Here is a 25,913-nt window from a genome sequence, read left to right as displayed (position 1 = left end):
TATTCTTTTTGCTTAATTTTGCACTATTTCTAAAGTAAAGATAAGGTATTTTACGTTGATAAATGTTTTGTTAGTTGATGACCACGAGTTAGTTCGTACTGGAATACGAAAAATCCTCGACGAAGTTAAAGGATTTAAGGTCATTGGTGAAGCTAAAACGGGCGAAGAAGCTGTACAGTTTTGTCGAAAAACTGAGCCTAGTGTTGTATTGATGGATATGAACATGCCGGGCATTGGCGGTTTGGAAGCAACAAAAAAAATAATTCGCTATGCGCCTGATGTCAAAGTTATAGTACTTACCGTTTACAGTGAGGATCCTATTCCAACGAAAGTAATGCAAATTGGTGCAGCAGGTTACCTGACAAAAGGCGCAGGCCCAGATGAAATGATCAACGCTATTCGCGCGGTAAATAGTGGCCAGCGTTATATTACCCCTGAAATTGCCCAACAAATGGCCTTAAGCCAGTTTAAGTCTGCTGATGAAAACCCGTTTAGTAGTCTTTCTGAGCGTGAATTACAGATCATGCTGATGATAACACGTGGTGAGAAAGTCCCTGATATTTCAGAGCAATTAGTGTTGAGTACTAAAACCATTAATAGTTACCGTTACCGAATGTTTGAAAAACTTAATGTTGGTAATGATGTAGAGTTAACGCATTTGGCTATTCGCCACGGAATGTTGAAAACTGAAGTTTTATAGCATTGTCTGAAGATCTCCCTCCAAATGAAGTATTAGCGTTTGATCATAAAGCCTTTCTAGCTGCCGTATCTGAACAAGCCGGGGTCTATCGTATGTATGATAGCGCCCAAACGGTAATATATGTCGGTAAAGCTAAACAACTAAAAAAACGTCTCGCAAGCTATTTTCGAAAAGATGTTGGCAGCAATAAAACTCGCGCACTTGTTAAACAAATAGCGGCAATTGACGTTACTGTTACACATACCGAGGGTGAAGCACTGATCCTCGAAAATAACTATATTAAGAAATACCAGCCTAAATACAATATTTTATTGCGAGATGATAAATCATATCCTTACTTACTGATCACCGATCATAAACACCCAAAACTTGGGCTGCATCGTGGTGGTAAAAAAATAAAAGGTGATTATTTCGGACCTTATCCAACGGTAGGTGCAGTTTGGGAAAGCTTGCGCTTAATGCAGAAGCTTTTTCCGCTGCGACAATGTGAGGATAGTTATTATCGTGCGCGCAGTCGCCCATGTTTACAGCATCAATTAGGTCGATGTTCAGCACCTTGTGTAGATAAAATATCGCTAGACGACTATCAGCAACAAGTTCAACTTGCGAAACTATTTCTTAAAGGCAAAAGCTCGGCGGTTATTGACTATTTAGTTGAAAAAATGGATGTCGCAAGCAAGGAATTAAACTTTGAGCATGCGGCAAAATATCGCGACCAAATTGTAACGCTAAGAAAAGTACAGCAGCAGCAGTTCGTCAGCGGTAGTGCAGCTGAAATGGATATTATCGGTTTGTATCGACATAAATCGCAAGCTTGTATTCATTTATTGTTTGTACGAGAACAAAAAATTCTTGGTAGTAAAAGCTATTTTCCTACAGTACCTTCAGAAACCAGCGATGGTGAAATATTGGCGGCTTTTATTACTCAGCATTATGTTGGTCATGAAATGAATGCAGGAGCAATACCAAAAGAAATTATCATTCCCCAAGCAATAGAGCATATAGACGATATTCTCGAAGTTATGAGTGCCCAGGCAGAGCATGAGGTTAAAATCTCTCATAATGTTCGTACTGAGCGTGCGCAATATATTAAATTAGCCTGTACCAATGCCCAAACTGCATTAATGACCAAGAATAGCCATAAGGAGTCAATGCAAGCGAGATTCTCGGCATTAAATGAGGTGTTTGAATTAACTAATGGCATTTCGCGTATTGAATGTTTTGATATTAGCCATACCATGGGGCAGCAAACTGTGGCGTCTAATGTGGTTTTTGACCAAGAAGGGCCGTTAAAAAGTGATTACCGACGTTACAATGTGCATGGCATTACACCCGGTGATGATTATGCCGCCATGGCCTTTGCGTTAGATAAACGCTATAGCAAGGTGACAAGTGAAGAAAAGATGCCTGATATTATCTTGATCGATGGTGGTAAAGGGCAGTTGTCTAAAGCAGAAGAGTTCTTTGCTGGCGTAGATAAAGTGAAAACACCTTTACTTGTTGGTGTTGCTAAAGGTGAGTCTAGAAAGCCTGGACTAGAAACACTAATTCTAGCGGGCAGCCATCAATTGATTTCTTTGCCTGCGACATCACCAGCATTACACCTAGTACAACATATTCGAGACGAATCGCATCGGTTCGCAATTACGGGTCATCGAGCAAAAAGACAAAAGGCCAGTAAAAAATCAACATTAGAGACTATTCCTGGAATAGGGGCTAAGAAAAGGCAAGCGCTTTTACAATACTTAGGTGGATTACAAGAAGTACTAAAAGCAGATAAAGTAACATTAGAAAAAGTGCCGGGGATCAGTAAATTATTAGCAGAAAATATTTATGACGCCTTGCATGACAATTAGAACACGATCTGTGTAAAATGTATTTTAGCACCATTCATTTTCGATAAAATAAAGATAAGAGTATTAGAAATACTATGTGGACAATCCCCAATCAAATAACATTATTTAGAATTATTTTAATTCCCGTTTTTATCATAATATTTTATCTACCGGTATCATGGAATCATTTTGGCGCTTTTGCGGTATTTTGGTTTGCGGCAATTAGTGATGCCTTAGATGGTTACTTGGCGAGAAAACTTAATCAGTCATCAGCCTTTGGTGCGTTTATTGACCCGGTTGCAGATAAACTTATGGTGATAGCGGCTTTGGTGATCTTAATTCAGGATTTACAAGTCTGGTGGATATCAGTCTCTGCAATTTTAATGATTTCGCGAGAAATTTTTATTAGCGCCTTACGGGAGTTTATGTCGTCACGTGGAAAAAGAGATGATATTGCGGTTTCTCAATTAGGTAAATATAAAACAGCAGCACAAATGCTCGGTATTATGGGGTTAATTTGGTATCCAACTTATGATATTCCATTAATTTTATTTGAATTTCCGCATGAAATATTAATTTTTGCAGCATATAGTTTTTATGCTATCGCTACAGTGCTTACTTTTTGGTCTATGATCGTCTACTTTAAAGCGGCTTGGCCAGAGCTAACAAAGTAGTTAATAACGAAATTAGGTATAAAAAGCTTCACTTTAGCTAAAAAAACATCAGATAAGTCGCTTTTTGAGCAGTCGAAATAAAATTGAAATTAAATGGTTGACTCATCAGTTTTTCAATGTAGAATGCGTTCCCAGTTGACAGGGAGTCAGCAGATGAAGCGGCTGTAGCTCAGCTGGTAGAGCATCACGTTGCCAACGTGAATGTCACGAGTTCGAGTCTCGTTAGCCGCTCCAATTTCTCTTTATGAGATTACTTAAGGAATACTACTTTATAGGTAGTTGATAAAAATGGCGGGTTGGCAGAATGGCTATGCAGCGGATTGCAAATCCGTGGACCTCGGTTCGACTCCGGGACCCGCCTCCATTTTTTTTGCCCGGGTGGTGGAATTGGTAGACACAAGGGATTTAAAATCCCTCGCCGAAAAGCGTGCCGGTTCAAGTCCGGCTCCGGGTACCATCAACGTACTAATGTAGTTTATACATGTTGGCTTATGTATATTTAGAGTTAAAGTTTAAAATTATGAAGCGGCTGTAGCTCAGCTGGTAGAGCATCACGTTGCCAACGTGAATGTCACGAGTTCGAGTCTCGTTAGCCGCTCCAAATTTTAAATGTATAAAAGCTTAATTTACTTTTAGATTAAGATTATGAAGCGGCTGTAGCTCAGCTGGTAGAGCATCACGTTGCCAACGTGAATGTCACGAGTTCGAGTCTCGTTAGCCGCTCCAAATATTGATGGTTTATATCATCAGAGTAGGAAACCAATTTCTACTATAAAAAATACTTCTCGTTGCCCGGGTGGTGGAATTGGTAGACACAAGGGATTTAAAATCCCTCGCCGAAAAGCGTGCCGGTTCAAGTCCGGCTCCGGGTACCATTTTCTTTCTAGAAGATTGGCAGAGAATTCAAAGTTTATTATTAAAGTATCCGAAGCGGCTGTAGCTCAGCTGGTAGAGCATCACGTTGCCAACGTGAATGTCACGAGTTCGAGTCTCGTTAGCCGCTCCAAATATTGATGGTTTATATCATCAGAGTAGGGAACCAATTTCTACTATAAAAAATACTTCTCGTTGCCCGGGTGGTGGAATTGGTAGACACAAGGGATTTAAAATCCCTCGCCGAAAAGCGTGCCGGTTCAAGTCCGGCTCCGGGTACCATCTTCTTTCTAGAAGATTGGCAGAGAATTCAAAGTTTATTATTAAAGTATCCGAAGCGGCTGTAGCTCAGCTGGTAGAGCATCACGTTGCCAACGTGAATGTCACGAGTTCGAGTCTCGTTAGCCGCTCCAAATCTTGGTGATTTATATCATCAGAGTAGGGAACCAATTCCTACTATAAAAAATACTTCTCGTTGCCCGGGTGGTGGAATTGGTAGACACAAGGGATTTAAAATCCCTCGCCGAAAAGCGTGCCGGTTCAAGTCCGGCTCCGGGTACCATCTTCTTTCTTGAAGTTTGGCAGAGAAATTCAAAGTTTATTTTTAAAGTATCCGAAGCGGCTGTAGCTCAGCTGGTAGAGCATCACGTTGCCAACGTGAATGTCACGAGTTCGAGTCTCGTTAGCCGCTCCAAATTAACATTTCGTAAGATCTAATCTCTAGTTTTGCTACCAACGAACTTCTATTAAAACAACTCGTCTAGCTTAATCTCTACATGTTATTAAACGATGCCGTCACTTTTTCATATATTTTAGCCGTTTCATTAAAAGCTATTAAATCTTCGAAAGGTGATCATTTCTTTTTCCAATTCACCAAAAATGTAATTAACAACCAATTATTGTAAGTGCTAATGTTTTTATATCAAAAATAATTGGTTTGGCCAATTGCAAATGAATTAGAAACAAGGCAATGATTGAAGGGGGGGAATCCTATTACTGGTATAGATAACACTGTAGACGGTCCTTTATTGTGAACTAGTATTACAGCACTATAAGAAAATAACCAATACTTGCGTGCTGTGTCTTGCGTTGATTTTCTAGCAATTTGGATCTACCACACTTAATACATATTCGTTGTCTGAATAATTTAAAGCAACAAATGTATCTGGTATGCACTTTTCAAATGAGGCTGCTGGTTATGGTTGGGTAATTGATATTATTTATGATGTTAGCGAGAGCCTTCGGCCTTCTAGTTGTTGACGAGTTATTTCTTAATGAACCAATACCCGAAAAATTTGAAAGTACTTATCCTCTTACTCTTGGTGCAATCTATAGTGTGAATTCAGCCTGAACGCTTAATCACCTGACGATGATAGCTATGGTGCATTGTAAGTGCAATATATCGATTAACGGTAGGTGAGAGTATCAAATTTTAGTGTTTTTAATATTAATGCCATAAGCACTATGCTTGTCGGATATGGCACGTTATTAGAGACGTTAGGTGCGCTTGGTGATAAAGTTAGCACTTTACATCAGAAGGTAGTGCTTTATTCATTTAGAGTAAAAAATATAATTTTCAATATTTACCTGTATTTTGACTGTTTAGGCTTTGAATAAAAATAAAGCCAATCATTGCTGTAATTGGCTTGTCATTTAGACCAAAATTTAAATTATTACCACATAGTTAGCAGTTTTTTAGCTTTCTCTTTTTCAGGAAAGAACTGTTTACTATCAACGGCTTCCATTAAGAAGTTTTTAGCTTCGGCGATTCTGTTCAATTTCTGTAAAGTCACAGCTAAATGATACTTAATTTCAGCGTTATCATAATCTTTAGTCAAGGCATATCTAAAAAGTGAGAGTGCTTCTTTATGATTACCTAATCGACTTTCAATCCATGCATAGGTGTCTATGATAGCGACATTTTCTTTTAAGTAACTGTATGCTTCTTTCGCGTACACTCTTGCTAATTCGGTATTATTTAAATCAAAATAGATATTGGCAGCATTGTTTAACAATATGGGCATTTTTCCATGCTTAGTGAGCAGCTTTTCATATTGCTCAGCCGCTTGCTGTAGTTTATCTGCGTGCTTATAACTGTCTGCTAAGGAAATTTCTACGGCTAAGTCATCAGGATACTTCTCAAGCCACTCGTGCAAGTAAGGTATGACAGGTAGAAGGTTTTTCTCGCTCTTAAAACTCTGATACAGCCCTAAGATAGCTTGCTTTTGATCAGAGAGTTTTAAAGCGGCTAGATAATGCTTCTTTGATTTTTTTATATCATTAAGTGACAAATAGAGGTCGCCTAACAATACTTGCTCTAAGCTTGTGCTTTTAGTTAACGTTAAGATGTTAGATATTAAAGTCAAAGCAAATGATTCGTTCTTGTTTTTTATCAGTAAGTTTAATAAGCCAATATGTGCAGGTATTGAACTATCGTCTGCTACGATCGCCTTTTTATAGGATTGAATCGCACCAGAAGAGTCACCCGCTAAAAGCTGAGCCTTAGCCAGAAAAATAGAGGCGGATGCTTTATTCGCGGATTTTCTGACATAGTCTCGTAATGCTAATATCGCTTGTTCATGCTTATTTTGGCTTTGATATAAGCCTGCAATGAGCCTTAATGCTTCTGATATGTTTGAATTTTGTCCAATGAATAAATCAACCGTTTCAATGGCCTTATCCATTTGATTATTTTTTGCTAATGCATTGGTATACTTAGATAAAATATAGTAATTATTGATTGATGCCGCATGCGCTTTTGCACTCCAAGTTAATGCTTCAGTTATATTGTTCTCATACATATATGCGTCTGAAATTTCGGCCATAATCAATGCGTTTTGAGGGAATTCTAATAGCTTTTTTTCGAGGAACGTTCGTGCTGATTGGTAATTATTTTCAATAATATCCATTCTTGCTAAATGAACAATTGCAGCGATATTACTGTTATCTAAGCTGAGAGATTTCTGAAAAGCATCGCGCGCTTGTGCTATTTGTTTGTTCCAGCCGTAAAGTGAGCCAATTCTTTGCTGAAAATAACTATCGTCAGGATATTGTGTAACTAGTTCTAAGGCAATGGTGATGGCTTTATCAATAGCCTTATTACTTTCAAAAGAATCAATCAAAAGCAGTTTTATTTGCACCTGATTTACAGTATTACCTTTAATGCTCAGTAGGGCGTCAATGGCTGACTGGTATTCGCCTGATTGCATTTTACTGCGAGCAAGATTACTTATACCAATTTCTGACTCTGGGTGTAGCTTTAGGACACTTTTAAAGTAGCTCTCTGCTTTCTTTGAATCGTTTAATTGCAAATATGCCATACCAAGCAACGTTAATATATTAGCATTGTTAGGGTGAGTTAAATTTGCCTTTTTAAGTAAGTTTTTGGCTGAAATAGAATTACCCGTTTGTAATTCTATTTGTGCAATCATACGAATAGAGTCAAGATGGGAGTCTACGTAAGTCAGATATTTCTCTAAATAGCGCTTAGCATCGACTAAATTTCCATATTGAAAATTAGTTAGGCCTGCTAAATAATAATAATCGGGCGTGTTCTTCATAACCTCATCAGGCACTGCAGCTAAGGTGCTAATAACTTCTGTTAGCTTTTTACTGCCAGGGCTCTCTTTTGTTGTACTAAGATTGGCATTGATGAGGGCCTTTAAATACCCGGCTCTTGGCTCATTTGGTATCTCATTAAGTATAATGTCAACGTGAGGCTCTGCGAGTGCATATTCGTTTAAATTTATGTGTAACATCGCTTTTGTTAGCTGTGCTGATAGATGCTTATTGTCAATTACCAGTGCTTTATTAATTGCGTTAAGTGCTTTTTCGACTTCACCTAACTGCGATAGGATATTCGCTTTTAAAATTAAACCATTTATAAATGGTTTTGGGTTTAATAACGAGCGTTCGACATATTGAAGAGCACGCTCTGGTTTTAGAGATATAAGAGCTATTTGAGCTCTACCAAGTAACGCCAATTGATTATCTGGCGATAAGATCAATGCTTCAGTAAAAGTCACATCAGCAGACCGGTAACGTTTTTGTCCAATTTGGGCTTGGCCCTTAAAAATTAAAAGCTCAGTCTCTACCTTGTTGCCCCGACTTCCTGGCTTGGTTACATTAAGTACTTTTTCATATTTATGCTGTAATAAATAAGCGTGAGCAAATAAAGTTACTAAGCGATCTCTATCCGCATTATACGCCTGTGCCTTAGTTAATTCTATTTCAGCTAAGTCGCCATTTCCTTGTGCTAATAAGGCTTGTGCTAGTAATATACGTGAAGGCAAATGTTCGCTTTGTTGTAAAATACTTTTAAGATGGATAATAGAGGTGTTTATTTTTTCATTATGAAAGGCAATAAGTGCATCTTCATATTGCTGGTTGATATCGGTATTGGCATAACCGCTTAGGGAAAACGTGCTGAGTATCGTGGCAATTAGACACACCTTTTTAAATGGTTTTACTGCTTTATTTTTTACTACTTTAACTTGAGGTAACAATTTTTTCATAGGTAGACCTTGGCAATAGCAACTGTTATGTTGCTAAGGAAAACAAGTTTATGATTTTGCCTCGATGTTAATGATTTTTGGTTGCCTAAGCCAGAAGTATTGAACACTTTGCACCAAGTTAATTGCTTAATAGTTTTGAAAGTGAATAATTTCATTGCATAAGAAGGAACAACAGTGTCTTTTTATGATAGAATTCTTTCTAATTAGATAGTTTTGCTGTCGAGTATTTTTACAGACTAAAGAATATCGACTGTAAATATAGATAAAGCAAAAAAAATAAAGCGATAAGTCTTTGTTGTTGGTGCTGTTTTTTTTGTTGGTCTATATTTTGCATTTGATTTGGGTGTTAAGCGATTTAGCGTTTTATGCTATTGGAAGTAGAAATAACATATTATTGGAATATTATGATGTCGATGATTAAAAAAAGTTTAAAAATATTTGGCTTAGCTGTATTTTTAGTGAGTTCGAATGCCTCTGCTACAGACATTAGTGTTGGAGGCTCTAGCGTTTCAATTAATGATAGAGCTGACTCTGGACAAGGTGGTACAAGTGCTAATGGTTATTTATATAATATCAATAAAATGAATGTAAAGTGGTCATCTAATAATACGATAACGGTCGATGTTTTTACTAACTTTGCTAGAAAGAATGGCTTTGAGAATAATTACCATGATGCCTTAGGAGGAAACAATAACAACAATAATAATATAATTTTTGGGGATTTACTTATTGGTGCCAATAAAGGCAGTGATTCTGGTTATAACTATGCATTTTCTCTGGGTGACTTTATGAATAGCAGTGCTACCCGATTTAACTGGAATAATCTTTCTAATGAAACAGCCGGTGGGTTGTATGCTATTAATAGTACTGAAAGCGCAGGGCAATATCATGGTTATAAAAAAAATGGAAGGATAAAGCATAAAGGCGCTGTGTTTGGTAATACTACAGGTTTAGAGCAAAATGCTAATTCATCATTTTGGTCAGTATCTGGTGGTGCCAATACAGGTAAAATCAGTTTTAGCTTTAATGTAGGTGGTATAGACGCGTTTAAAAATGCAACATCTTTATCACTAAGTTGGGCAATGTCATGTTTTAACGACGCCGTTCATGATACCTTTGCTGTCAATCGTGGTAACAAACCTGCAGTAGTTCCTGAGCCATCAACTATTATACTGATGTTACTAGCATTGGTAGGTATTACTTACCGTCAAAGAACTAAGCGCGATTCATTTTCTGCGTAAAATTTACTAATCCGTTTTCGGGATAGTTAATCAGTCTTTAGAAAAAGCCAAGTGCGTTTGCATTTGGCTTTTTTGTTTGTTGTGAGAAATGTTTTTTGACTAATACGGTAGGTAATATATTAAATAGTAGAGCCTGCTGAACTTTCGATATTGTTTTTTTAGCGGCTTGTTGGGTATTTATACAAGGTAGAGCCTTTATCATGTGATTGTTCCCATTGAGGGGGAAAGCGCTGTAAATATATCCCAAAAACACTGCTCAAAGCCTTCGCCTGGAAGCGTTTACTCTTTGTTGTCTGTATAGTGGTAGGTGCTTAGCGAGCGCGCGGGGCAGAAGTTGTGAGCAGTATTTGCTTCGAAAGGCTAGGCTATACACTACTCGTACCCAATTAAAACACTTTACCTCGAACAAAATTTAGTCTTGAAAGTTTAATAGACCTTGCAGTTAAGGAGGTATTTTTACTCGTATTGTTAGCGAAAGATCTGTGTGATGGTTTTTAATAATGATAATACTAGTTTGACTAAGGTAATGCTGACATGGATTATTTTAATAAGTACAGATGAGCAATAACTCAGTCAAATTGGTATAAGGCAGATGTTAATAATAACAGCAGCATTATGAATAAAGCTAATGCTATACTGTTGACAATAAAACGATATTTTAATCACGCAGTTTTTACATTTGGAGGTTTTTATGGCGCAGCAAGGCTCTGGCGGCAATGTTTTAGCAGCACTTTGTAGTATTTTCATCCCTGGATTAGGACAATTAGTGCAGGGACGTATTATGCCTGCAATCTTGTTTTTTATTTCTTGGACAGTTGCAGGTGCATTAATGTGGGTGGGTATTGGCTGGATATTACTGCCGATTGTTTATATTTGGTGCATCATTGATGCTGCTCGATATACAAGTAGAGGCAGCTGATGATAAATACAGACTATTTTAAGCGATTTAAAAGGTATGCATTATTGGTATTTACCGCCATTGCCATGCTGGGCTGTCAATCAGCTTATTATTCAGCAATGGAAAAGGTTGGTGTCCATAAGCGTGATATTATGTTGGATCGTGTTGAAAATGCCCAAACGGCGCAGCAAGACGCTCAACAACAGTTCAAATCGGCACTTGATCAACTTTCGCAATTAATAAATTATGATGGTGGCGATTTAGCTGCGCAATATGAACTCGTCAATGACCAATACGAAGCTAGCAAATCATCAGCAGAAGAAGTTGAATCGCGTATTGTTGCAATTGAAAATGTTGCTGATGCATTGTTTGATGAATGGAATGATGAAATTCAGCAATATTCAAGTGCAAGTTTGAAGCAGCAAAGCCAACAAAAAATGAAAAAAACTCAACGTAACTATCAAAGTTTGATTAAATCAATGTATCGAGCAAAAGATAGAATGGCGCCAGTTTTAGCGGCACTTAAAGACAACAGTTTGTATTTGAAACATAACTTAAATGCTCAAGCTATTGGTGCTTTGCAAGGTGAATATAAAACCATTAAACGTGATGTTGAGTCATTAGTTGCTGAAATGAGCAAAGCGATTGAACAATCACAACAGTTTATCGATTTATTACAACCAGAATAAACTCTATTAATAACTTTTGGACCAGAGTAAGTATTACTATGGTCCATTTTTTTACTCTTTATTTTGTTAAGCTTCTATTGAAATATCAAATAATCTAATCACAGTAAAGTATAGGAATATACGATGAGACGCCATCTCAAAAATTTAATAAAAATTATCGCCATCACAGTTTTCGTTCTTTATTGTTTGATCTGGTTACTTTCACCAGTAATCGCCAATTATGTGATTAATAACCATGGCTTACCTAAAGGGTACTCTATTGTATCGAGCTCTAGTATTCGTTATAACCCATTTATGGCTCGCCTTAGTATTAGTGACTTAGAGCTTCAACTTAAAGAAAAAGGAACGGTATTAAAATTAGAAAACCTTAACGCAGAGATACATTTATATCAGCTGCTCTTCGATACCATTTATATTGCTGAGTTTGAAGTTGATGGTGTTTATATTCCCGTTGTTGCTAAGAATACCTCTCTAACTGTTGCTGGTTTCGAATTAATAAATGGTGAAGCTGAAAGCGATTCGGAACAAGTAGTAGAAAATGAAAACTCAGAATCTCCCTATAAGCTTGTTATTCCTAACTTTGACTTAAACAACGCGACTGTTGAATTAGAACATTTAGATAAAAACCATCATATTCAATTAAACTCCTTGTCGATTGAAGACATATTGCTATCCCAGAAAGAACAAGATTTACAGCTATTGTTAATGAGTAAAATTAATGACGCACCTATACGTTTAGAGGTAAATGCTAAGTTAATAGAGCAACAAGGTTTGATTGACGTTGCTTTGAATGTAGATGAGTTCTTATTAAACCATGCTCAAGGCTTTATGCCTGAAACATTAAAAGCGTTGAATGGCGAGCTGAGCTACTCTAATAAATTAAGTGTTAAATTATCATCAGACAGCACAATGATAAATGTTGATAGCTTATTACTTTCCATTAATAATTTCCACGTTGAACAAGGCAATTTCTCTGTTGATATTGCTAGTCAACAAGTACAAAGTGATGATTTATTAGTGACTTTGATAGCTGAAACACCTGCTAACATTGCAGCTAGCATAGTTAGCAAAACTAATGGGGTTTTAGTAAAAACAATTACTGGTAATGAACAATTAGTCAAAATTGAAGATATTGCCGTTGAAGGTGTTTCGTTAACCGTTGCTGAAGATATTCCTAATGTAGCAATTAATACCCTGAATGTGAGTGACGGCGTGTTTTCTCAACATTCTATGAATGATTTACCCGCATTAGCATCATTTAAACAGCTTGCTATTAATGATATCGGCTACAAGCCCAATAGCGTTTCAATTCAAGATATTACGCTTTCTGGTTTAGTCAGTAATTTATTACTAGATGAGAATAAAAAGTTAGCAACACTCATCTCGTTAAATGAAACTCAAGCATCGACAGCTGATACTCAAGCACTAGTTGATGAAAAGGACAGTGAAGAAGAAAGCACCCTTGCTAACACCGAAGTTAAAGAAAGTGACGGGTCTGAATTTGCATTTAGCTTAGGTGAGTTCAAGTTACTTGATGACGCAGTAATTGATTTTAAAGACAGCAGTGTTAAACCTCACTATCAGCGCAACGTTCAAATTAATACTTTATCATTGAAAGATATAAATACTGCCAAACCAGAGCTTGAGAGTCTGTTTAATTTACAAGGTAAGAGTGATAAATATGCAAACTTTGTTGTTAGCGGCAGTGGACAGCCTTTTGCGGAAAAACAAAGTTTTAATATGAATGCGGTGATTAAAGAAGTTAGTTTACCTGGTATTTCAAGTTACATAAAAAATGCCTTGAAGTATGAAATTGAAAGTGGACAACTGGATGTTAAAATAAAGGCAGGCCTTGATGGTAGCGAAATAAATGGTGATGTTGATTTATTACTTCGAGGAGTAGAGTTTACTGCTGCTGACGATCATGAATCAGGTACAGTAACGGATCAAACGAGTGTACCGTTTAATGTCGCATTAGGGATGTTAAAAGATTCAGATGGCAATGTAGAACTTTCTGTTCCTTTATCAGGAGATACAAGTTCACCTTCGTTTGGCTTTTCCGGTTTTATAACTTTACTTGTTAAACAAGCAACTATGTCAGCTGCAAAAGAGTACTTAATCACAACTTTTGTACCTTATGCAAGTGTAATGAAAGTAGCGATGGCGGCAGGAGAGTATGCGTTAAAGCTACGCATTAATGATTTAAATTATCTGCCCAAGCAAGTTGAATTGAGCACTGAACAGCTTGAATTTAGTCGTCAAATGTCAGTCATGTTAGAAGACCAGTCAGATATAAATGTTAAGTTATGCGCAATTGCAACGCCTGCTGATATTGCAGCAACAAGTGCTGAAGAAGCTCATCTACCAGACAATGTTGAACGCCTAAAAGCTATTTCGCAACAGCGTGTAGAATTGTTCAAAGATTATATGGTAGAAAAACTAAATGTTACCTCGGCAAAGCTTTTACTTTGTACGCCGCAAATTGATACGTCAAAAGAAGCAAGATCAAGAATAGAGTTTGTTATTTAGTTTTAAAAAACACCTTTGATTATAAACTTGCTGTATTAGAATTTAACATTCTTACAGCAAGCTTTGTACTCGTTTAAAAAACTAACGGCTCTATAGGATAAAGCTCGCTTTTTGTTGGCTTTCCTTTTATGGTATTCAAAACAGTAGCTTATTATTGGTGCCGATTGAATATAAACCTTTCCAGATTATCTAATATCATTCTTTTTGAAATGATTCGCTTGTTTAACACTAAACGTGGATTACTGGCGTTACTCGCGTTTGCCACGATTTGGTTTATCATTCTTTATCATTTTGTTGGCTCGGCTGCATCTATTGTCACGTCTAACACCTTTGAAAGTATGGCTCATCAGCTATTTGGTGCACTTGGCTTATCTGCTTTACTGGATTGGCCGGTGTCTGAATACGCTATTTATTGGCTTGTTGCTGTTTACTTTTTCCCTATTTTCTCAGTTTTAGCTTGCAGCGATCAAATTTGTTCTGATAAACAACGAGGCACTTTAAGGTTTATAACATTGCGCTCTACTCGATTAGAATTGATAGCAGGGCGCTATTTAGGTCAATTATTGATAGTTTCGATACTTATAATGTTAACAATTGCAGCTACGGCTATTTTGGCAAGCGTACGTGATATTGCACTCTTTGGAGAAAGCGTGCTCATAGGTGCAAAACTTGCATTCGAATTATTGATCGTTGTTATGCCATTTATTGCGTTAATGTCGTTATTAAATATCATAGTCAGCTCAGCAAGAATGGCGATAGTCGTGGCGACGTTATTTTTTGGTTTAGGGCCATTAATTATCACTTTTATAAAATACCAACTCGGGCGAGAATTTTACTTAAGTTTGATATTTCCTGGTGGTCAAATAAATAGTATTTTGTCTCAAAATGGCTTAGATGGAAGCCATTATATTCTGCCATTAATCCAAACTGTCGTGTTACTTACAGGTAGTCACTTACTTATGAAGAGGACTGCAATATGAGTTTAATTATTGAAGTTGAAAATGTCTGTAAGCGCTATGGCGATAAACAAGCATTACAAGGTGTTAACTTCTCCTTAAATCAGGGGGCACCGGTTGCACTTGTTGGACCTAACGGCGCTGGAAAAACAACATTATTTAGTTTGCTATGTGGTTACATTCAACCAACGTCTGGTAGTATTAAAATATTGGGTCACAAACCAGCTAACTCTGCTTTGTTTGGGCGATTGTCTGCTTTGCCTCAAGATGCCCAATTAGACCCACGTTTTTCAATTGCTAGGCAGCTAACTTTTTATGCACGCTTGCAAGGTATGAGTAAAAAACTAGCTTTAAAGGATACCCAGCGAGTAATTGCGATGGTGGGGCTAGAAGATGCTGCTAATAGTCGACCGAGTGAGCTTTCTCATGGCATGCGTAAACGTGCAACAATTGCACAAGCGCTGTTGGGGGCGCCTGAAATAGTTATGCTAGATGAGGCTACTGCGGGGTTAGATCCAATAAATGCAAAAGAAATTAGAGCCATTGTTGCTGAGCATGCTAACGATGTTAATTTTATTCTTAGTTCCCATGATTTAAGTGAATTAGAGCGTTTGTGTGATCAGGTACTTTACTTAGAGTCAGGCCAATTAAAGCAACATACTGATTTAAATTCAAAAGAAAGTAACAGATTCATTACTTTAAGAATGAAGCAAGAATATCCAGAATTTTTACCTTCATTGATGGCTATGCAAGGCGTAACTCATGTAACAGTCACACAAGATAGGGAGTATTTATTATCAATAGATACACAACAAAACACTGTGGCTATTGAAATAGCACTGTTAACAATGCTTGATAAAAACTCTTGGCTTTATGCGCAATTAATAAACGGAAAGACCTTAGAGAATCAATTATTCTAATCACAGTTATTTTTCTGCTGGAATAAAGTCACCCTCTAGGCTAGGCGGTATTTGGCCATTAGTCAGGTTATTTAACCAGTGTATGTAGTCAGTATGAGGCATAGGTTTAGCATAATAATATCCCTGACCTATGTCACAACCAAATTGGCGTAATGTTGCTTCATCTAACGCACTACTAATGCCTTCAGCAACTACTTCTAAGCTTAAACCTTTTGCCATTTTTACCGTAGTTTCCGCAATAACTCTGCGTTTATTATCACTACAAACATTTTCAACAAACTCTCGGTCAATTTTTAACTCTTGAAATGGTAAATGACTAATTTGAGACATTGATGAATAACCCGTACCAAAATCATCAATGCTGATAGTGATACCCAACTCAATTAACTTTTCTATCGTGCAAATAGCAACACTGTGTTCAGCAAATGAAATTGATTCAGTCAATTCAAAAATAATTTTTTCAGCTTTAATATCAATATTATCTATTATCTCTATTACGCTATTAATAAAGTTTGCTTGGATTAAGTCTTTACCACTGATGTTGATCGATACCATATGATTAAAGCCTGTTTGTGCAGTTAGCTCAACTTGCTGATGTAATGCTGTAGCTATAACCCAACAGGTCAATGTTGGCATTAAGCCGAAATCTTCAGCGATAGGGATAAATACTTCTGGAGAAACATAGCCAAGAGTTGGATGGCTCCACCGAATTAAACATTCACTGCTGCAGACTTTGTTGGTTTTTAAGTCAATTTGTGGTTGATGGTATAGCTCAAAACCTTGGCGTGATATTGCTTGCTGTAAATCAATAGCCAATTGCATTGATGACGGTAACTGTTCATTCCTCTCAGAGGAAAAATAACTCCACTTACTTTGTTCCAATTCGGCGTTATTTGCTGCCTGCGAGGCATTTTCGACTAAGCTATCGCTCGAATTACCATGTTTAGGGTAACTTGCTAATCCAACATAGGCAGATAAAGGTAGTTTTAATTCTTTTAGATAGAAAACCTCACTGGCGACACCTTGAATTGAGCGCACAATAAGTGAAATATCTTGTTGGTTTAAATCATTATTAACTACCATAGCCAAGCAATTGTTTTCTAAGAAACATAGTTTTTCTTGTTGATCAGTAATATTGAGTACTGCATCATTAAAGCGAAATAAAGATGACAGCTTACGATTTAACCCCTGGAAAAAATTAATACGAGTTTGCTCATCAATGTATAAATCAATACGCTTAAACTGTTCTGGTTTAATCACGATAACTGTTAGGTTATCGACGTTGCTTGCTATTGATTGTGAAATACAATGATCTAAGTTTGTTTTTCTCGGCAAATGATTACTTTGATGGTAAGCAATCATATTCAGTTTCTCTTTTTCATTACGACGAATACGCTCTGCTAGGGCAAATGCCATAAAGGTGACTTCAATCATTACGGCAAACAAAAAAGCATTGCGAGTTAAGAAGCTATATTCAAGCTTATTCAATAAAACCATTGGTTGTATAACTGCGCCAGTGAGCAGTGGCAGCCAAGAAATAAAATAAAAACGCGCCCAAGAAAAATCTCTTTTAAAGCGATTGAGAATTAAGAAAAGCGCAATAATATAAAAAGCTGGCTGTAGTGAGAAAAATACTTTGGTTTGTGCTAATTCATCTAACGAAAGTGAATAAATGGCAATTATAGCGACAAACGAAGCCGCAATAATTGAATACTTAAATGCCCAGTGCTTTAAAAGATCGTACCGTAAAAAGTATAAAGTAAATAATAATAAGAAAATAATCAGCAAGAAATCGAAAAAGATTAAATGTTGGTTGAGCCATAACATCACGGTATTAGAAAATAAAAAATAGCCATAACCGGTTAGTGATGACAAAACGGTAAATGCCGATAATAAATAGCCAATATATAATAAATACACTTTATCTTTGGCGGCAAAAAATAATACTAAATTGTATATTGCCATAATCAACAAAATACCAATAAATGCACCATATACCAATTGAGATAGCATTAAGCGTTGCTCAAAGTCTTTCGGGCTGAACAATAGCAATGGAATATTAGGTGGACCTGAGTTTTTAACATGAATTAAAAACTCGTTGTGTCCAAATGAATTTAATTTTAGAACAGTGGAAGGGTAGACCTGTTGAGAACTAGTCAACTTTTGAGCTGATTGAGAATAAATTAACTTTGCTGATGTTAAAGCATCGATACTATAAACATCAAATGCTTGTAACATGCTGTGTTCAGCCATCAAAATAATTTTATTCGAAGGCGTTTGTTGTATAAAGTTATCTGCTTGTACTTCCTTGCCAGTAGCTCTAGATAACGATTTATCGTTAACAGGATAATGTAATGCTAATTTTATCCAGTAACTTTGGTTCGCTAATGCGTAAGGAATGCTATTAAGTTCGCTGTTGAAGAATTTTGCATTATGTAAAACATTATTAGCATTAGAAGCAGTTTCCGTATCAATATAGTAACTGCTGACGATACTAAAATGACTATTTTTTTCAGTGATGTTTTTCAGGTCAATGGTATTTAGCATGTTCACAAAGTAGACAACAATGACTAATAATGTGACAGAAATTAATGCAGTAAAAAGCCATTTACAGGTATTGAAAAATTGCAATAAGAATTACTCGTCTAAATTGATGACTGTTAAAAGTTATTTTTTTATAAAGTTAAATGTAGCAGAAAACTTTAGAAACTACGGCATTTTGCTAGGAAATAAATCCCCAAACCATGTTTGATATAATTTATGATAGATAGTAATTATATCAAACTGTTCGCTTAACGAGAATTAAAAATTTAGTAGCAAACGTTTTCCGCATATAGTGATAATTATATACATAGAGGGCATGGAAAATGCGCTGTGAGCTATCATTAAACCTTTGTATTTGAAGCCGCTATGATCATTTTATTTCTCAACCACTTATTTGCAGGTTCTTTGTCAACATTAACGTGCCAGTACAAATGAACATCAATTCCAGGCAATTCAACAGGCATAGGATAGGTAGTGATATCGAGCATTTCACTATACATTTTTGCGGCTGTTTTTGGCAATGTAAGTAGCATATCATTACTTATAATTACTCGACAGGCTGATAATGCATGCTGACATCGCAATGATATTTTACGATGTAAACCAATGCGAGATAATTCAAAATCTTCCAAACCAGGGCCTGTTGATCTAGATGACACCAATACATGATCTAAGCTAAGGTAAGTTTCCAAATCGAGCTTGTCTTTAATAGCTGGGTGGTTATTGCGCGCGACAACAACCAATTGGTCGAGCTCTAATTGCGTGTGCAAAATATTATTGCTGACGGGGATCAGCGCATCAATCGCTAAGTCTATATCGCCGCTGGCTAATTTGTTTTCTAGCTCACTTCGCCTCACTCGTCTATTACTTCGCAAGTTTATTGCTGGAGATTCTACCGACAAGCTTTCTTGCAGTATGGGTAAATAGTAGGGCTCTAATGAGCCGTGCAGTGAAAGTGAAAAGTTCTTCCGAGAGGTTAATGGTTCAAATTGTCGTGACTGTACCAAACAAACTTGTAATTGATGTAGTGCTTCTCTTACATCGTCAATAACATTTTTTGCAACTGGGGTCGGCCTCATTTCATTACCCTGTCGAATAAACAAGGCATCGTCAAAGTAAGTACGTAATTTACCTAAAGAATGGCTGACTGCTGGTTGTGATAAATTCAATACCGATGCGGCTTTGGTGATATTGCCTTCACAATATATGGCATCAAAGACCACAAACAAATTCAAATCAATTTTCATACTTACTCCATTACATTCTTTTTATCACAAGGTCTGAAGTTAAACATCAGAGCAATTAACACATACCTCAGCACATATCTCAACAGGTACTATTTAAAATACAAATAGTAGGGTATTAGAACTATTCATTTGTTTAATTTAGATGCTAGGCTTAGCATAGTCAAGTACATTCGAACTACCGTACTTGCTATATAAAAGTGGTAGTTATTTAAAACAGAGCTAAGGAGGCAATATGGTTGTTTTCGAAATAAAAACAATAACTAAAAGCCAATTCAACGACAGGTTTATACCTTCCTTGTTGAGCTCGATATTTTATATTAAGGCTGAGCAGTAGCAATGGCAGCAATTTATTTGATTCGTCATGGCCAGGCATCTTTTGGTAGTGCTGACTATGATCAGTTATCCGAAAAAGGTAGCAAACAGGCTGAGTTGCTAGGTCAGTATTGGCGTGCGCGAGCTAATCCGAGTAAATTTTATTCAGGTGACTTATTACGTCACAGCCAAACTTTATCTAGCTTTAAAGAAGGCTATCAAGGTACTGCTACACCAATGATTATTCATTCTGGTTTTAATGAGTTTGACCATGTTGATATCTTAAAAAACTATCAAGCTCAATGGCAAGACCTGACCAAAATGAGCGAAGAAATTAATCAACTTAAAGAGCCAAACAAAACCTTTCAAAAAGAATTTTCTCAAGCGCTTAATCGTTGGGTTTCGGGTGATAAAGACCAAGAATATAAAGAAAGCTGGCTTGAATTTAAAACACGCTGCATAAGAGCACTGCACGATATTATTGCTCAGGAGCTTGCCAATAAACGTAAGGTTAACGCTGAGGGCAACGAGCTTAAAAAATCAAAAGACATCTTAGTTTTTACTTCTGGCGGTACGATTTCAGTGATCGTTCAGCACATATTAAAACTCAGTGATCAACAAGCATTAGAAATTAATCAGCAGGCTAGAAACACTAGTGTAACTAAACTGCTATTTTCTGAAAACATGCTTAGTGTTGATTATTTGAATAACTATAGTCATTTGGAACAAGCAGGCGATGACTGGATTACCTTTAGATAGTCACTTGTTAAAAAATTAACCAAAATTTAAGTAGGGAATATCATGAATAATGGCAATTTATTTGATTTATCAGGAAAAATCGCATTAGTTACCGGCGCTAGCCGAGGTATTGGTGAAAGTATTGCAAAGTTACTTGCTCAGCATGGCGCACACGTTATTGTTTCAAGTCGAAAAATTGCAGGCTGCCAAGCTGTTGTTGATGATATAACGAAAGCAGGCGGCAGTGCGCAAGCGATAGCTTGTCATATCGGAGAAATGGATCAAATTGATGCTATTTTTGCCAGTATTGCCGAGCAACACGGCAAGCTAGATATTTTAGTGAATAATGCCGCCGCTAACCCGTATTTTGGTCATATTTTAGATACTGACTTAAGTGCCTTTCAAAAAACGGTTGATGTCAATATTCGTGGCTATTTCTTTATGTCGACACTAGGCGCTAAGTTAATGAGAGAAAGTGATGGTGGCAGCATTGTCAATGTCGCTTCTATTAATGGTGTGATACCTGGTGACTTCCAAGGTATTTATTCTATTACGAAAGCGGCGGTTATTTCGATGACAAAAGCTTTTGCTAAAGAATGCGCGCCATTCAATATTCGTGTTAATGCCTTATTACCAGGTGCAACAGACACTAAGTTTGCCTCCACCTTAGTGAACAATCCTAAAATTTTAGAGCAAGCCATGGCACATGTGCCAATGAAGCGTGTTGCTCAACCCGATGAAATGGCAGGTACGGTACTGTATTTAGTGTCAGATGCATCGAGTTACACTACCGGTACAGCTATTAATGTTGACGGTGGATACCTGATTGGCTAATGCCAATTAATTGCTAAATAGCGCTTTACCTTAAGCATATTAAAAATTACGAGAAAATATTTATGACGAAGAACACAGACACAACAGTCACCACCAATACCGACGCATTATTTAAAACGTTTTCAGTTAAGTCATTAACACTAAAAAATAAAACGGTAATGGCACCAATGACACGTGCGTTTTCTCCGAACAACATACCGTCAAAAGACGTTGCAGCATATTACCGCAGGCGCGCTGAAGGTAATGTTGGTCTAATTATTACCGAAGGTACCTTCATTTCACATAAAGGTGCTAATGGTTATGAAAATGTGCCAGCTATTCATGGTGAAGAAGCACTTGCTGGTTGGAAACACGTGGTTGATGAAGTACACGCCGCTGGTGGTAAAATTGCACCACAATTGTGGCATGTGGGCTCAGTTAGAAAACTAGGTGTAGGTCCAGATAAAGAAGTACCAGCATATAGCCCGTCAGGTTTATTTAAACCGGGCGCTGAAAATGGTGTAGCCATGACTCAAGCCGATATAGATGAAGTTGTTGCATCATTCGCGCAAGCGGCGCTTGATGCGAAAAACATAGGTTTTGATGCTATTGAAGTTCATGGTGCCCATGGTTATTTAGTAGACCAATTCTTTTGGCAAGGCACTAATCAACGTGACGACCAATACGGTGGTTCGTTAAAAAATCGTACGCGCTTTGGTGTTGAAATTGTCCAGGCCATACGCGCTGCTGTTGGTGAAGACTTCACGATAATATTTAGATTTTCTCAATGGAAGCAACAAGATTACAGTGCCAAGCTTTGTCAAACACCTGAAGAATTAGGTATATTTTTAGGTTTACTTAGTGATGCTGGCGTTGATGTCTTTCATGCTAGTACACGTCGTTTTTGGGTCAGTGAATTTGAAGGCTCGGATTTAAACCTCGCGGGGTGGACGAAAAAACTAACCAATAAACCTGTTATTACCGTAGGTAATGTTGGCTTAGACGCTGACTTTATTGGCGAAGGCAATAAAGACTTATCAGGTACCTCGAATCCAACTGGGATTGAAGAACTACTTGAACGCTTAGGCAACAATGAGTTTGATTTGGTTGCCATTGGACGCGCATTGCTAGTTGACCCTGATTGGGTTAATAAAATCGGCGTTAACGCGATTGAAGAAATTAAACCTTTTACTAAAAAGTCACTAATGTCATTAAGCTAAATTTGCTTGTTAACAAGATTAAATAAGGACCATACGATGAATTTTGAATATAGCGAAAAAGTTCAAAAACTTATTAAGCAAGTATCTGATTTTATGGATAGCCATGTTTTTCCTGTTGAACAAGAAATGCATGATCTTGTTGCTAAAGACCAATGGACAACACCAGCATTAATGGAAGAGCTAAAAGCAAAAGCAAAAGCGGCGGGTTTATGGAATTTATTTCTTCCTGTCGCCTATGGTAAATATAGTGCTGGTTTAACCAATTTAGAATATGCACCGCTTGCTGAAATCATGGGTAAAGTGATGTGGGGACCTGAAGTTTTCAATTGTGCAGCACCTGATACTGGCAATATGGAAGTACTGGCAAAATATGGCAGTGAAGCACAGAAAAAACAATGGTTAGAGCCACTGTTAGAGGGGAAAATCCGTTCTGCTTTCGCGATGACTGAACCCGAAGTTGCTTCAAGCGATGCAACCAATATTGAACTACGAATTAACCGCGAAGGTGATGAGTACGTTATTAACGGCCGTAAGTTTTATATCAGTGGTGCTTGTCGTAAACAATGTGAAGTCATGATTGTGATGGGAAAAACTGATCCGGAAAATAGCAATCGTTACATTCAGCAATCGCAAGTTTTAGTACCAATGAAAACGCCAGGGGTAACAATTGTTCGCCCTATGCAAGTGTTTGGTTATGTTGATGCACCTGAAGGGCATGCCGAAATTACCTTTGAAAATGTTCGAGTACCGATAGAGAATATTATTGTTGGTGAAGGTAAAGGCTTTGAAATTGCTCAGGGCCGATTAGGGCCAGGGCGTGTTCATCATTGCATGCGTTCAATTGGTGTTGCTCAACGTGCTTTAGATCTAATGTGTAAACGGGTTAATGAACGTATTGTTTTTGGTCGTCCGATGATCAAACAACAATCTATTCGTGAAGATATTGCCTTATCTGCTTGTCAAATTGAACAAGCCCGCTTAATGACCTTAAAAGCTGCGCATAAAATGGATACCGAAGGTAACAAGGCGGCTAAAGACTTAATTGCCATGATCAAAATTGTAGCGCCAAATATGTCACTTGATGTCCTAGATCAAGCAATTCAGTGTCATGGTGCCGTCGGTGTTAGCCAAGATACTTTCTTAGCTCATGCCTATGCAGGACAAAGAACCTTACGTTTAGCTGATGGCCCTGATCAAGTGCATATGATGCAATTAGGGCGAGATTTAGTTAAGCAAAAGGCAGAATGATTTATTGCCATCGCGCCAATTATTTTAATTAAGAGTAGTGAATAAATGCCAAATGCTTTAGCCATTGATATGGATGTTTTAACGAATTACCTCGAGCATCACGTTGCCGGCTTTAAAGGGCCGATAAGCTTAGATAAGTTTCCAGGAGGGCAGTCAAACCCTACCTTTAAAGTAATTGCTCAGTCAGGTACTTATGTTTTACGTCGGCAACCCCCAGGTAAGCTATTGAAATCAGCCCATGCGGTTGATCGTGAGTTTAGAGTACTAGATGCGCTTAAAAATAGTGATGTCCCTGTGGCTCAGGTTTATCACCTTTGTCTAGACACCAACATTATAGGTTCAATGTTCTACTTGATGGAGTTTTGTGACGGCAGTATTTATTGGCATGCATCGTTAACTGAAATTGAAGATAATCACCGTAGAACAGCGATGTATGACGCCATGAATAACGCCTTAGTGGCGCTACATAGTGTTGATATTGAAAAGGTTGGTTTAAGTGACTACGGCAAAATGGGGAATTATTTTAAGCGCCAACTGGAACGCTGGTTAGCACAATACAAAGCCTCTGAGCTACAAGATATTCCGGCTATGAATACACTAGGACAATGGTTAGAAGCCAACCTACCTGAAGATGATGGCCGTATATGTTTAGTGCATGGTGATTATCGTTTAGACAATATTATGTTTGCGAAAGACAAGCCTGAGATTATGGCGATATTGGACTGGGAACTTTCTACCTTAGGACACCCATTTTCAGATTTAGCCTATCAATGTATGGGATTACGTATGCCGCAGGGCTTAGGCAGTATTGATGGCCTAAAAGGTATTGATCGCAGTAGTTTGGGTATTCCAAGCGAAGAAGAATACGTTGAACAGTACTGTCAACGAATGAATATCGAAAAAATAGAAAATTGGACGTTTTATCTTACCTTTAGTTTTTTCCGTTTAGCCGCCATTGTTCAAGGTGTGGCTAAAAGGGCATCGCAAGGTAACGCCTCTAATGCTAATGCCAGTAAAATTGGTACGTTTGTCGAGCCGTTAGCAAAAATGGCTTTAGAAATTATTGCCCAAGAAAAATAAAATATAACCTAAAAACGAATAAAAATATTAACAACAATAACATTCAATCTTTTTTATAGGGACTTCATCATGGATCCATTGTTAGATTTTACCGGTAAAGTTGCGGTTATTACTGGCGCTGCGCAAGGTTTTGGTCAGCTACTGGCTGAAGAGTTGGCTAAACGTGGCGCGAAATTAGTCATAAGTGATATTAATGAAGCGGGCGTTCATAAAGTGGCTGATGCAATTGCCGCTACTGGCGCAAAAGTTTTAGCAATGAAATGCGATGTCTCTAAAAATGAGCAATGTAAAGCCATGGTCGATGCCGCCATTGAAGCATTTGGATGTGTCGATATTGGCGTAAACAATGCAGGTATTGCCCATGAATTTATGCCATTGCATGATATTGATGAAACCTTAATGGACAGTCAATTTGCCATCAATGTTAAAGGTGTGCAATTTGGTATGCGCCATCAAATAAAACAAATGTTGCAGCAGGGGGAAGGCATTATTCTTAATGTTAGCTCTATGGCTGGTCTTGGCGGTGCAGCACGTGGTAGCGCCTATTCTATGGCCAAGCACGCTGTGATCGGTTTAACTAAAACCGGAGCAGTTGAATACGGTCGCAATAATATTCGAATCAACGCAATTTGTCCTTTCTTTACCTTAACACCAATGGTGACCAATTTTGCTGACGAAGAAAAGCAAAGCAAAATGGGCCGTGGTGCGCCAATGAATCGCTTAGGAGAGCCCAAAGAAATCGTTGCTATGATGCTAATGATGTTATCACCTGCTAATACATACTTAACAGGTCAATGTATCGCAGTCGATGGTGGCGTATCCGCGACCTAGCAAACATGAGCCAATAAAATAACTAAATAAGATCACATGTTTTAACTTCTT

Annotated in this window: 18 protein-coding genes and 11 tRNA genes; 26 read left to right on the top strand and 3 right to left on the bottom strand. The window is 37.5% G+C overall.

Features of this window, described 5'->3' with window-relative positions:
- Positions 1-55 precede the first annotated feature (55 nt).
- The 14 genes from uvrY to B7C41_RS04350 all read left to right on the top strand — a co-directional run bounded on the left by uvrY (position 56) and on the right by B7C41_RS04350 (position 4,776).
- The gene (gene uvrY / locus B7C41_RS04415) at positions 56-700 is read left to right on the top strand and encodes a UvrY/SirA/GacA family response regulator transcription factor (protein ID WP_085297558.1); all 645 of its coding nucleotides are present in this window, start codon (positions 56-58) and stop codon (positions 698-700) included.
- A 2-nt stretch (positions 701-702) separates the two neighbouring features.
- The gene (uvrC, locus tag B7C41_RS04410) at positions 703-2,556 is read left to right on the top strand and encodes an excinuclease ABC subunit UvrC (protein ID WP_085297557.1); all 1,854 of its coding nucleotides are present in this window, start codon (positions 703-705) and stop codon (positions 2,554-2,556) included.
- Between the two features lie 74 nt (positions 2,557-2,630).
- Positions 2,631-3,209 carry a CDP-diacylglycerol--glycerol-3-phosphate 3-phosphatidyltransferase gene (gene pgsA, locus B7C41_RS04405; protein WP_085297556.1) on the top strand — a complete coding sequence of 193 codons (579 nt, stop codon included), beginning with the start codon at positions 2,631-2,633 and terminating at the stop codon, positions 3,207-3,209.
- Positions 3,210-3,367: 158 nt separating this feature from the next.
- Positions 3,368-3,443: transfer RNA gene (locus B7C41_RS04400), tRNA-Gly, on the top strand.
- Between the two features lie 56 nt (positions 3,444-3,499).
- A tRNA-Cys gene (locus B7C41_RS04395) sits at positions 3,500-3,573 on the top strand.
- A gap of 8 nt (positions 3,574-3,581) precedes the next feature.
- Positions 3,582-3,666 (top strand) — tRNA-Leu (locus tag B7C41_RS04390).
- Positions 3,667-3,734: 68 nt separating this feature from the next.
- Positions 3,735-3,810 (top strand) — tRNA-Gly (locus B7C41_RS04385).
- 49 nt (positions 3,811-3,859) lie between these two features.
- A tRNA-Gly gene (locus tag B7C41_RS04380) sits at positions 3,860-3,935 on the top strand.
- Between the two features lie 64 nt (positions 3,936-3,999).
- Positions 4,000-4,084 (top strand) — tRNA-Leu (locus B7C41_RS04375).
- 55 nt (positions 4,085-4,139) lie between these two features.
- Positions 4,140-4,215, top strand: a tRNA-Gly gene (locus B7C41_RS04370).
- A 64-nt stretch (positions 4,216-4,279) separates the two neighbouring features.
- A tRNA-Leu gene (locus B7C41_RS04365) sits at positions 4,280-4,364 on the top strand.
- Positions 4,365-4,419: 55 nt separating this feature from the next.
- Positions 4,420-4,495: transfer RNA gene (locus tag B7C41_RS04360), tRNA-Gly, on the top strand.
- Positions 4,496-4,559: 64 nt separating this feature from the next.
- A tRNA-Leu gene (locus B7C41_RS04355) sits at positions 4,560-4,644 on the top strand.
- A gap of 56 nt (positions 4,645-4,700) precedes the next feature.
- A tRNA-Gly gene (locus tag B7C41_RS04350) sits at positions 4,701-4,776 on the top strand.
- Positions 4,777-5,755: 979 nt separating this feature from the next.
- Here the strand turns inward: B7C41_RS04350 and prsT are convergent.
- The gene (prsT, locus tag B7C41_RS04345) at positions 5,756-8,596 is read right to left on the bottom strand and encodes an XrtA/PEP-CTERM system TPR-repeat protein PrsT (protein ID WP_085297555.1); all 2,841 of its coding nucleotides are present in this window, start codon (positions 8,594-8,596) and stop codon (positions 5,756-5,758) included.
- A gap of 404 nt (positions 8,597-9,000) precedes the next feature.
- Between prsT and B7C41_RS04340 the strand changes: the two genes are divergently transcribed.
- The 6 genes from B7C41_RS04340 to B7C41_RS04315 all read left to right on the top strand — a co-directional run bounded on the left by B7C41_RS04340 (position 9,001) and on the right by B7C41_RS04315 (position 15,829).
- Positions 9,001-9,837: a PEP-CTERM sorting domain-containing protein gene (locus tag B7C41_RS04340; RefSeq protein WP_158089078.1), complete on the top strand. Its 837-nt coding sequence runs from the start codon at positions 9,001-9,003 to the stop codon at positions 9,835-9,837.
- Positions 9,838-10,528: 691 nt separating this feature from the next.
- Positions 10,529-10,756, top strand: a complete 228-nt coding sequence (locus B7C41_RS04335) for a hypothetical protein (RefSeq protein ID WP_085297553.1) — start codon at positions 10,529-10,531, stop codon at positions 10,754-10,756.
- Positions 10,756-11,424 (top strand): DUF2959 family protein, encoded by a 669-nt coding sequence (locus B7C41_RS04330; protein WP_085297552.1) that lies wholly within the window; start codon positions 10,756-10,758, stop codon positions 11,422-11,424. Before B7C41_RS04335 ends, B7C41_RS04330 begins: the two co-directional genes overlap by 1 nt.
- A gap of 123 nt (positions 11,425-11,547) precedes the next feature.
- Positions 11,548-13,953 carry a DUF748 domain-containing protein gene (locus tag B7C41_RS04325; protein WP_085297551.1) on the top strand — a complete coding sequence of 802 codons (2,406 nt, stop codon included), beginning with the start codon at positions 11,548-11,550 and terminating at the stop codon, positions 13,951-13,953.
- A gap of 218 nt (positions 13,954-14,171) precedes the next feature.
- On the top strand, positions 14,172-14,933 hold the full coding sequence (locus B7C41_RS04320) for a hypothetical protein (RefSeq protein ID WP_407919548.1): 762 nt from the start codon (positions 14,172-14,174) through the stop codon (positions 14,931-14,933).
- On the top strand, positions 14,930-15,829 hold the full coding sequence (locus tag B7C41_RS04315; RefSeq protein WP_085297549.1) for an ABC transporter ATP-binding protein: 900 nt from the start codon (positions 14,930-14,932) through the stop codon (positions 15,827-15,829). The genes B7C41_RS04320 and B7C41_RS04315 overlap by 4 nt, the downstream gene beginning before the upstream one ends.
- A gap of 6 nt (positions 15,830-15,835) precedes the next feature.
- On the opposite strand, the gene B7C41_RS04310 is transcribed toward B7C41_RS04315, so the two are convergent.
- On the bottom strand, positions 15,836-18,460 hold the full coding sequence (locus tag B7C41_RS04310; protein WP_085297548.1) for an EAL domain-containing protein: 2,625 nt from the start codon (positions 18,458-18,460) through the stop codon (positions 15,836-15,838).
- A gap of 254 nt (positions 18,461-18,714) precedes the next feature.
- The gene (locus tag B7C41_RS04305; RefSeq protein WP_085297547.1) at positions 18,715-19,620 is read right to left on the bottom strand and encodes a LysR family transcriptional regulator; all 906 of its coding nucleotides are present in this window, start codon (positions 19,618-19,620) and stop codon (positions 18,715-18,717) included.
- A 336-nt stretch (positions 19,621-19,956) separates the two neighbouring features.
- Between B7C41_RS04305 and B7C41_RS04300 the strand changes: the two genes are divergently transcribed.
- The 6 genes from B7C41_RS04300 (at position 19,957) to B7C41_RS04275 (ending at position 25,862) form a co-directional block, all read left to right on the top strand.
- Complete coding sequence (locus B7C41_RS04300) at positions 19,957-20,691, top strand: histidine phosphatase family protein (RefSeq protein ID WP_085297546.1); 735 nt, start codon at positions 19,957-19,959, stop codon at positions 20,689-20,691.
- A 42-nt stretch (positions 20,692-20,733) separates the two neighbouring features.
- Positions 20,734-21,504 carry an SDR family oxidoreductase gene (locus tag B7C41_RS04295; protein WP_085297545.1) on the top strand — a complete coding sequence of 257 codons (771 nt, stop codon included), beginning with the start codon at positions 20,734-20,736 and terminating at the stop codon, positions 21,502-21,504.
- Positions 21,505-21,566: 62 nt separating this feature from the next.
- Complete coding sequence (locus B7C41_RS04290) at positions 21,567-22,703, top strand: NADH:flavin oxidoreductase (RefSeq protein WP_085297544.1); 1,137 nt, start codon at positions 21,567-21,569, stop codon at positions 22,701-22,703.
- Positions 22,704-22,739: 36 nt separating this feature from the next.
- Entirely contained in the window at positions 22,740-23,951 is a 1,212-nt protein-coding gene (locus B7C41_RS04285; RefSeq protein ID WP_085297543.1) for an acyl-CoA dehydrogenase family protein, read from the top strand.
- A gap of 45 nt (positions 23,952-23,996) precedes the next feature.
- A complete protein-coding gene (locus B7C41_RS04280; RefSeq protein WP_085297542.1) occupies positions 23,997-25,031 on the top strand; it encodes a phosphotransferase family protein in 1,035 nt (344 codons plus the stop codon).
- A gap of 69 nt (positions 25,032-25,100) precedes the next feature.
- Complete coding sequence (locus B7C41_RS04275) at positions 25,101-25,862, top strand: SDR family NAD(P)-dependent oxidoreductase (RefSeq protein WP_085297541.1); 762 nt, start codon at positions 25,101-25,103, stop codon at positions 25,860-25,862.
- Positions 25,863-25,913: the final 51 nt, after the last annotated feature.

The organism is Cognaticolwellia mytili (assembly GCF_002104475.1).
GTDB classification, from domain to species: Bacteria; Pseudomonadota; Gammaproteobacteria; order Enterobacterales; family Alteromonadaceae; genus Cognaticolwellia; species Cognaticolwellia mytili.
Note: the sequence above shows the minus strand (reverse complement) of the source record. Positions and strands in the feature narration are given on the sequence as shown.

Excerpts from the sequence above, each read along its gene's own strand:
- pgsA (WP_085297556.1), top strand. The coding sequence starts at position 2,631 with ATGTGGACAATCCCCAATCAAATAACATTATTTAGAATTATTTTAATT.
- prsT (WP_085297555.1), bottom strand. The coding sequence starts at position 8,596 with ATGAAAAAATTGTTACCTCAAGTTAAAGTAGTAAAAAATAAAGCAGTA.
- B7C41_RS04340 (WP_158089078.1), top strand. The coding sequence starts at position 9,001 with ATGATGTCGATGATTAAAAAAAGTTTAAAAATATTTGGCTTAGCTGTA.
- B7C41_RS04335 (WP_085297553.1), top strand. The coding sequence starts at position 10,529 with ATGGCGCAGCAAGGCTCTGGCGGCAATGTTTTAGCAGCACTTTGTAGT.
- B7C41_RS04330 (WP_085297552.1), top strand. The coding sequence starts at position 10,756 with ATGATAAATACAGACTATTTTAAGCGATTTAAAAGGTATGCATTATTG.
- B7C41_RS04325 (WP_085297551.1), top strand. The coding sequence starts at position 11,548 with ATGAGACGCCATCTCAAAAATTTAATAAAAATTATCGCCATCACAGTT.
- B7C41_RS04315 (WP_085297549.1), top strand. The coding sequence starts at position 14,930 with ATGAGTTTAATTATTGAAGTTGAAAATGTCTGTAAGCGCTATGGCGAT.
- B7C41_RS04305 (WP_085297547.1), bottom strand. The coding sequence starts at position 19,620 with ATGAAAATTGATTTGAATTTGTTTGTGGTCTTTGATGCCATATATTGT.
- B7C41_RS04300 (WP_085297546.1), top strand. The coding sequence starts at position 19,957 with ATGGCAGCAATTTATTTGATTCGTCATGGCCAGGCATCTTTTGGTAGT.
- B7C41_RS04295 (WP_085297545.1), top strand. The coding sequence starts at position 20,734 with ATGAATAATGGCAATTTATTTGATTTATCAGGAAAAATCGCATTAGTT.
- B7C41_RS04290 (WP_085297544.1), top strand. The coding sequence starts at position 21,567 with ATGACGAAGAACACAGACACAACAGTCACCACCAATACCGACGCATTA.
- B7C41_RS04285 (WP_085297543.1), top strand. The coding sequence starts at position 22,740 with ATGAATTTTGAATATAGCGAAAAAGTTCAAAAACTTATTAAGCAAGTA.
- B7C41_RS04280 (WP_085297542.1), top strand. The coding sequence starts at position 23,997 with ATGCCAAATGCTTTAGCCATTGATATGGATGTTTTAACGAATTACCTC.
- B7C41_RS04275 (WP_085297541.1), top strand. The coding sequence starts at position 25,101 with ATGGATCCATTGTTAGATTTTACCGGTAAAGTTGCGGTTATTACTGGC.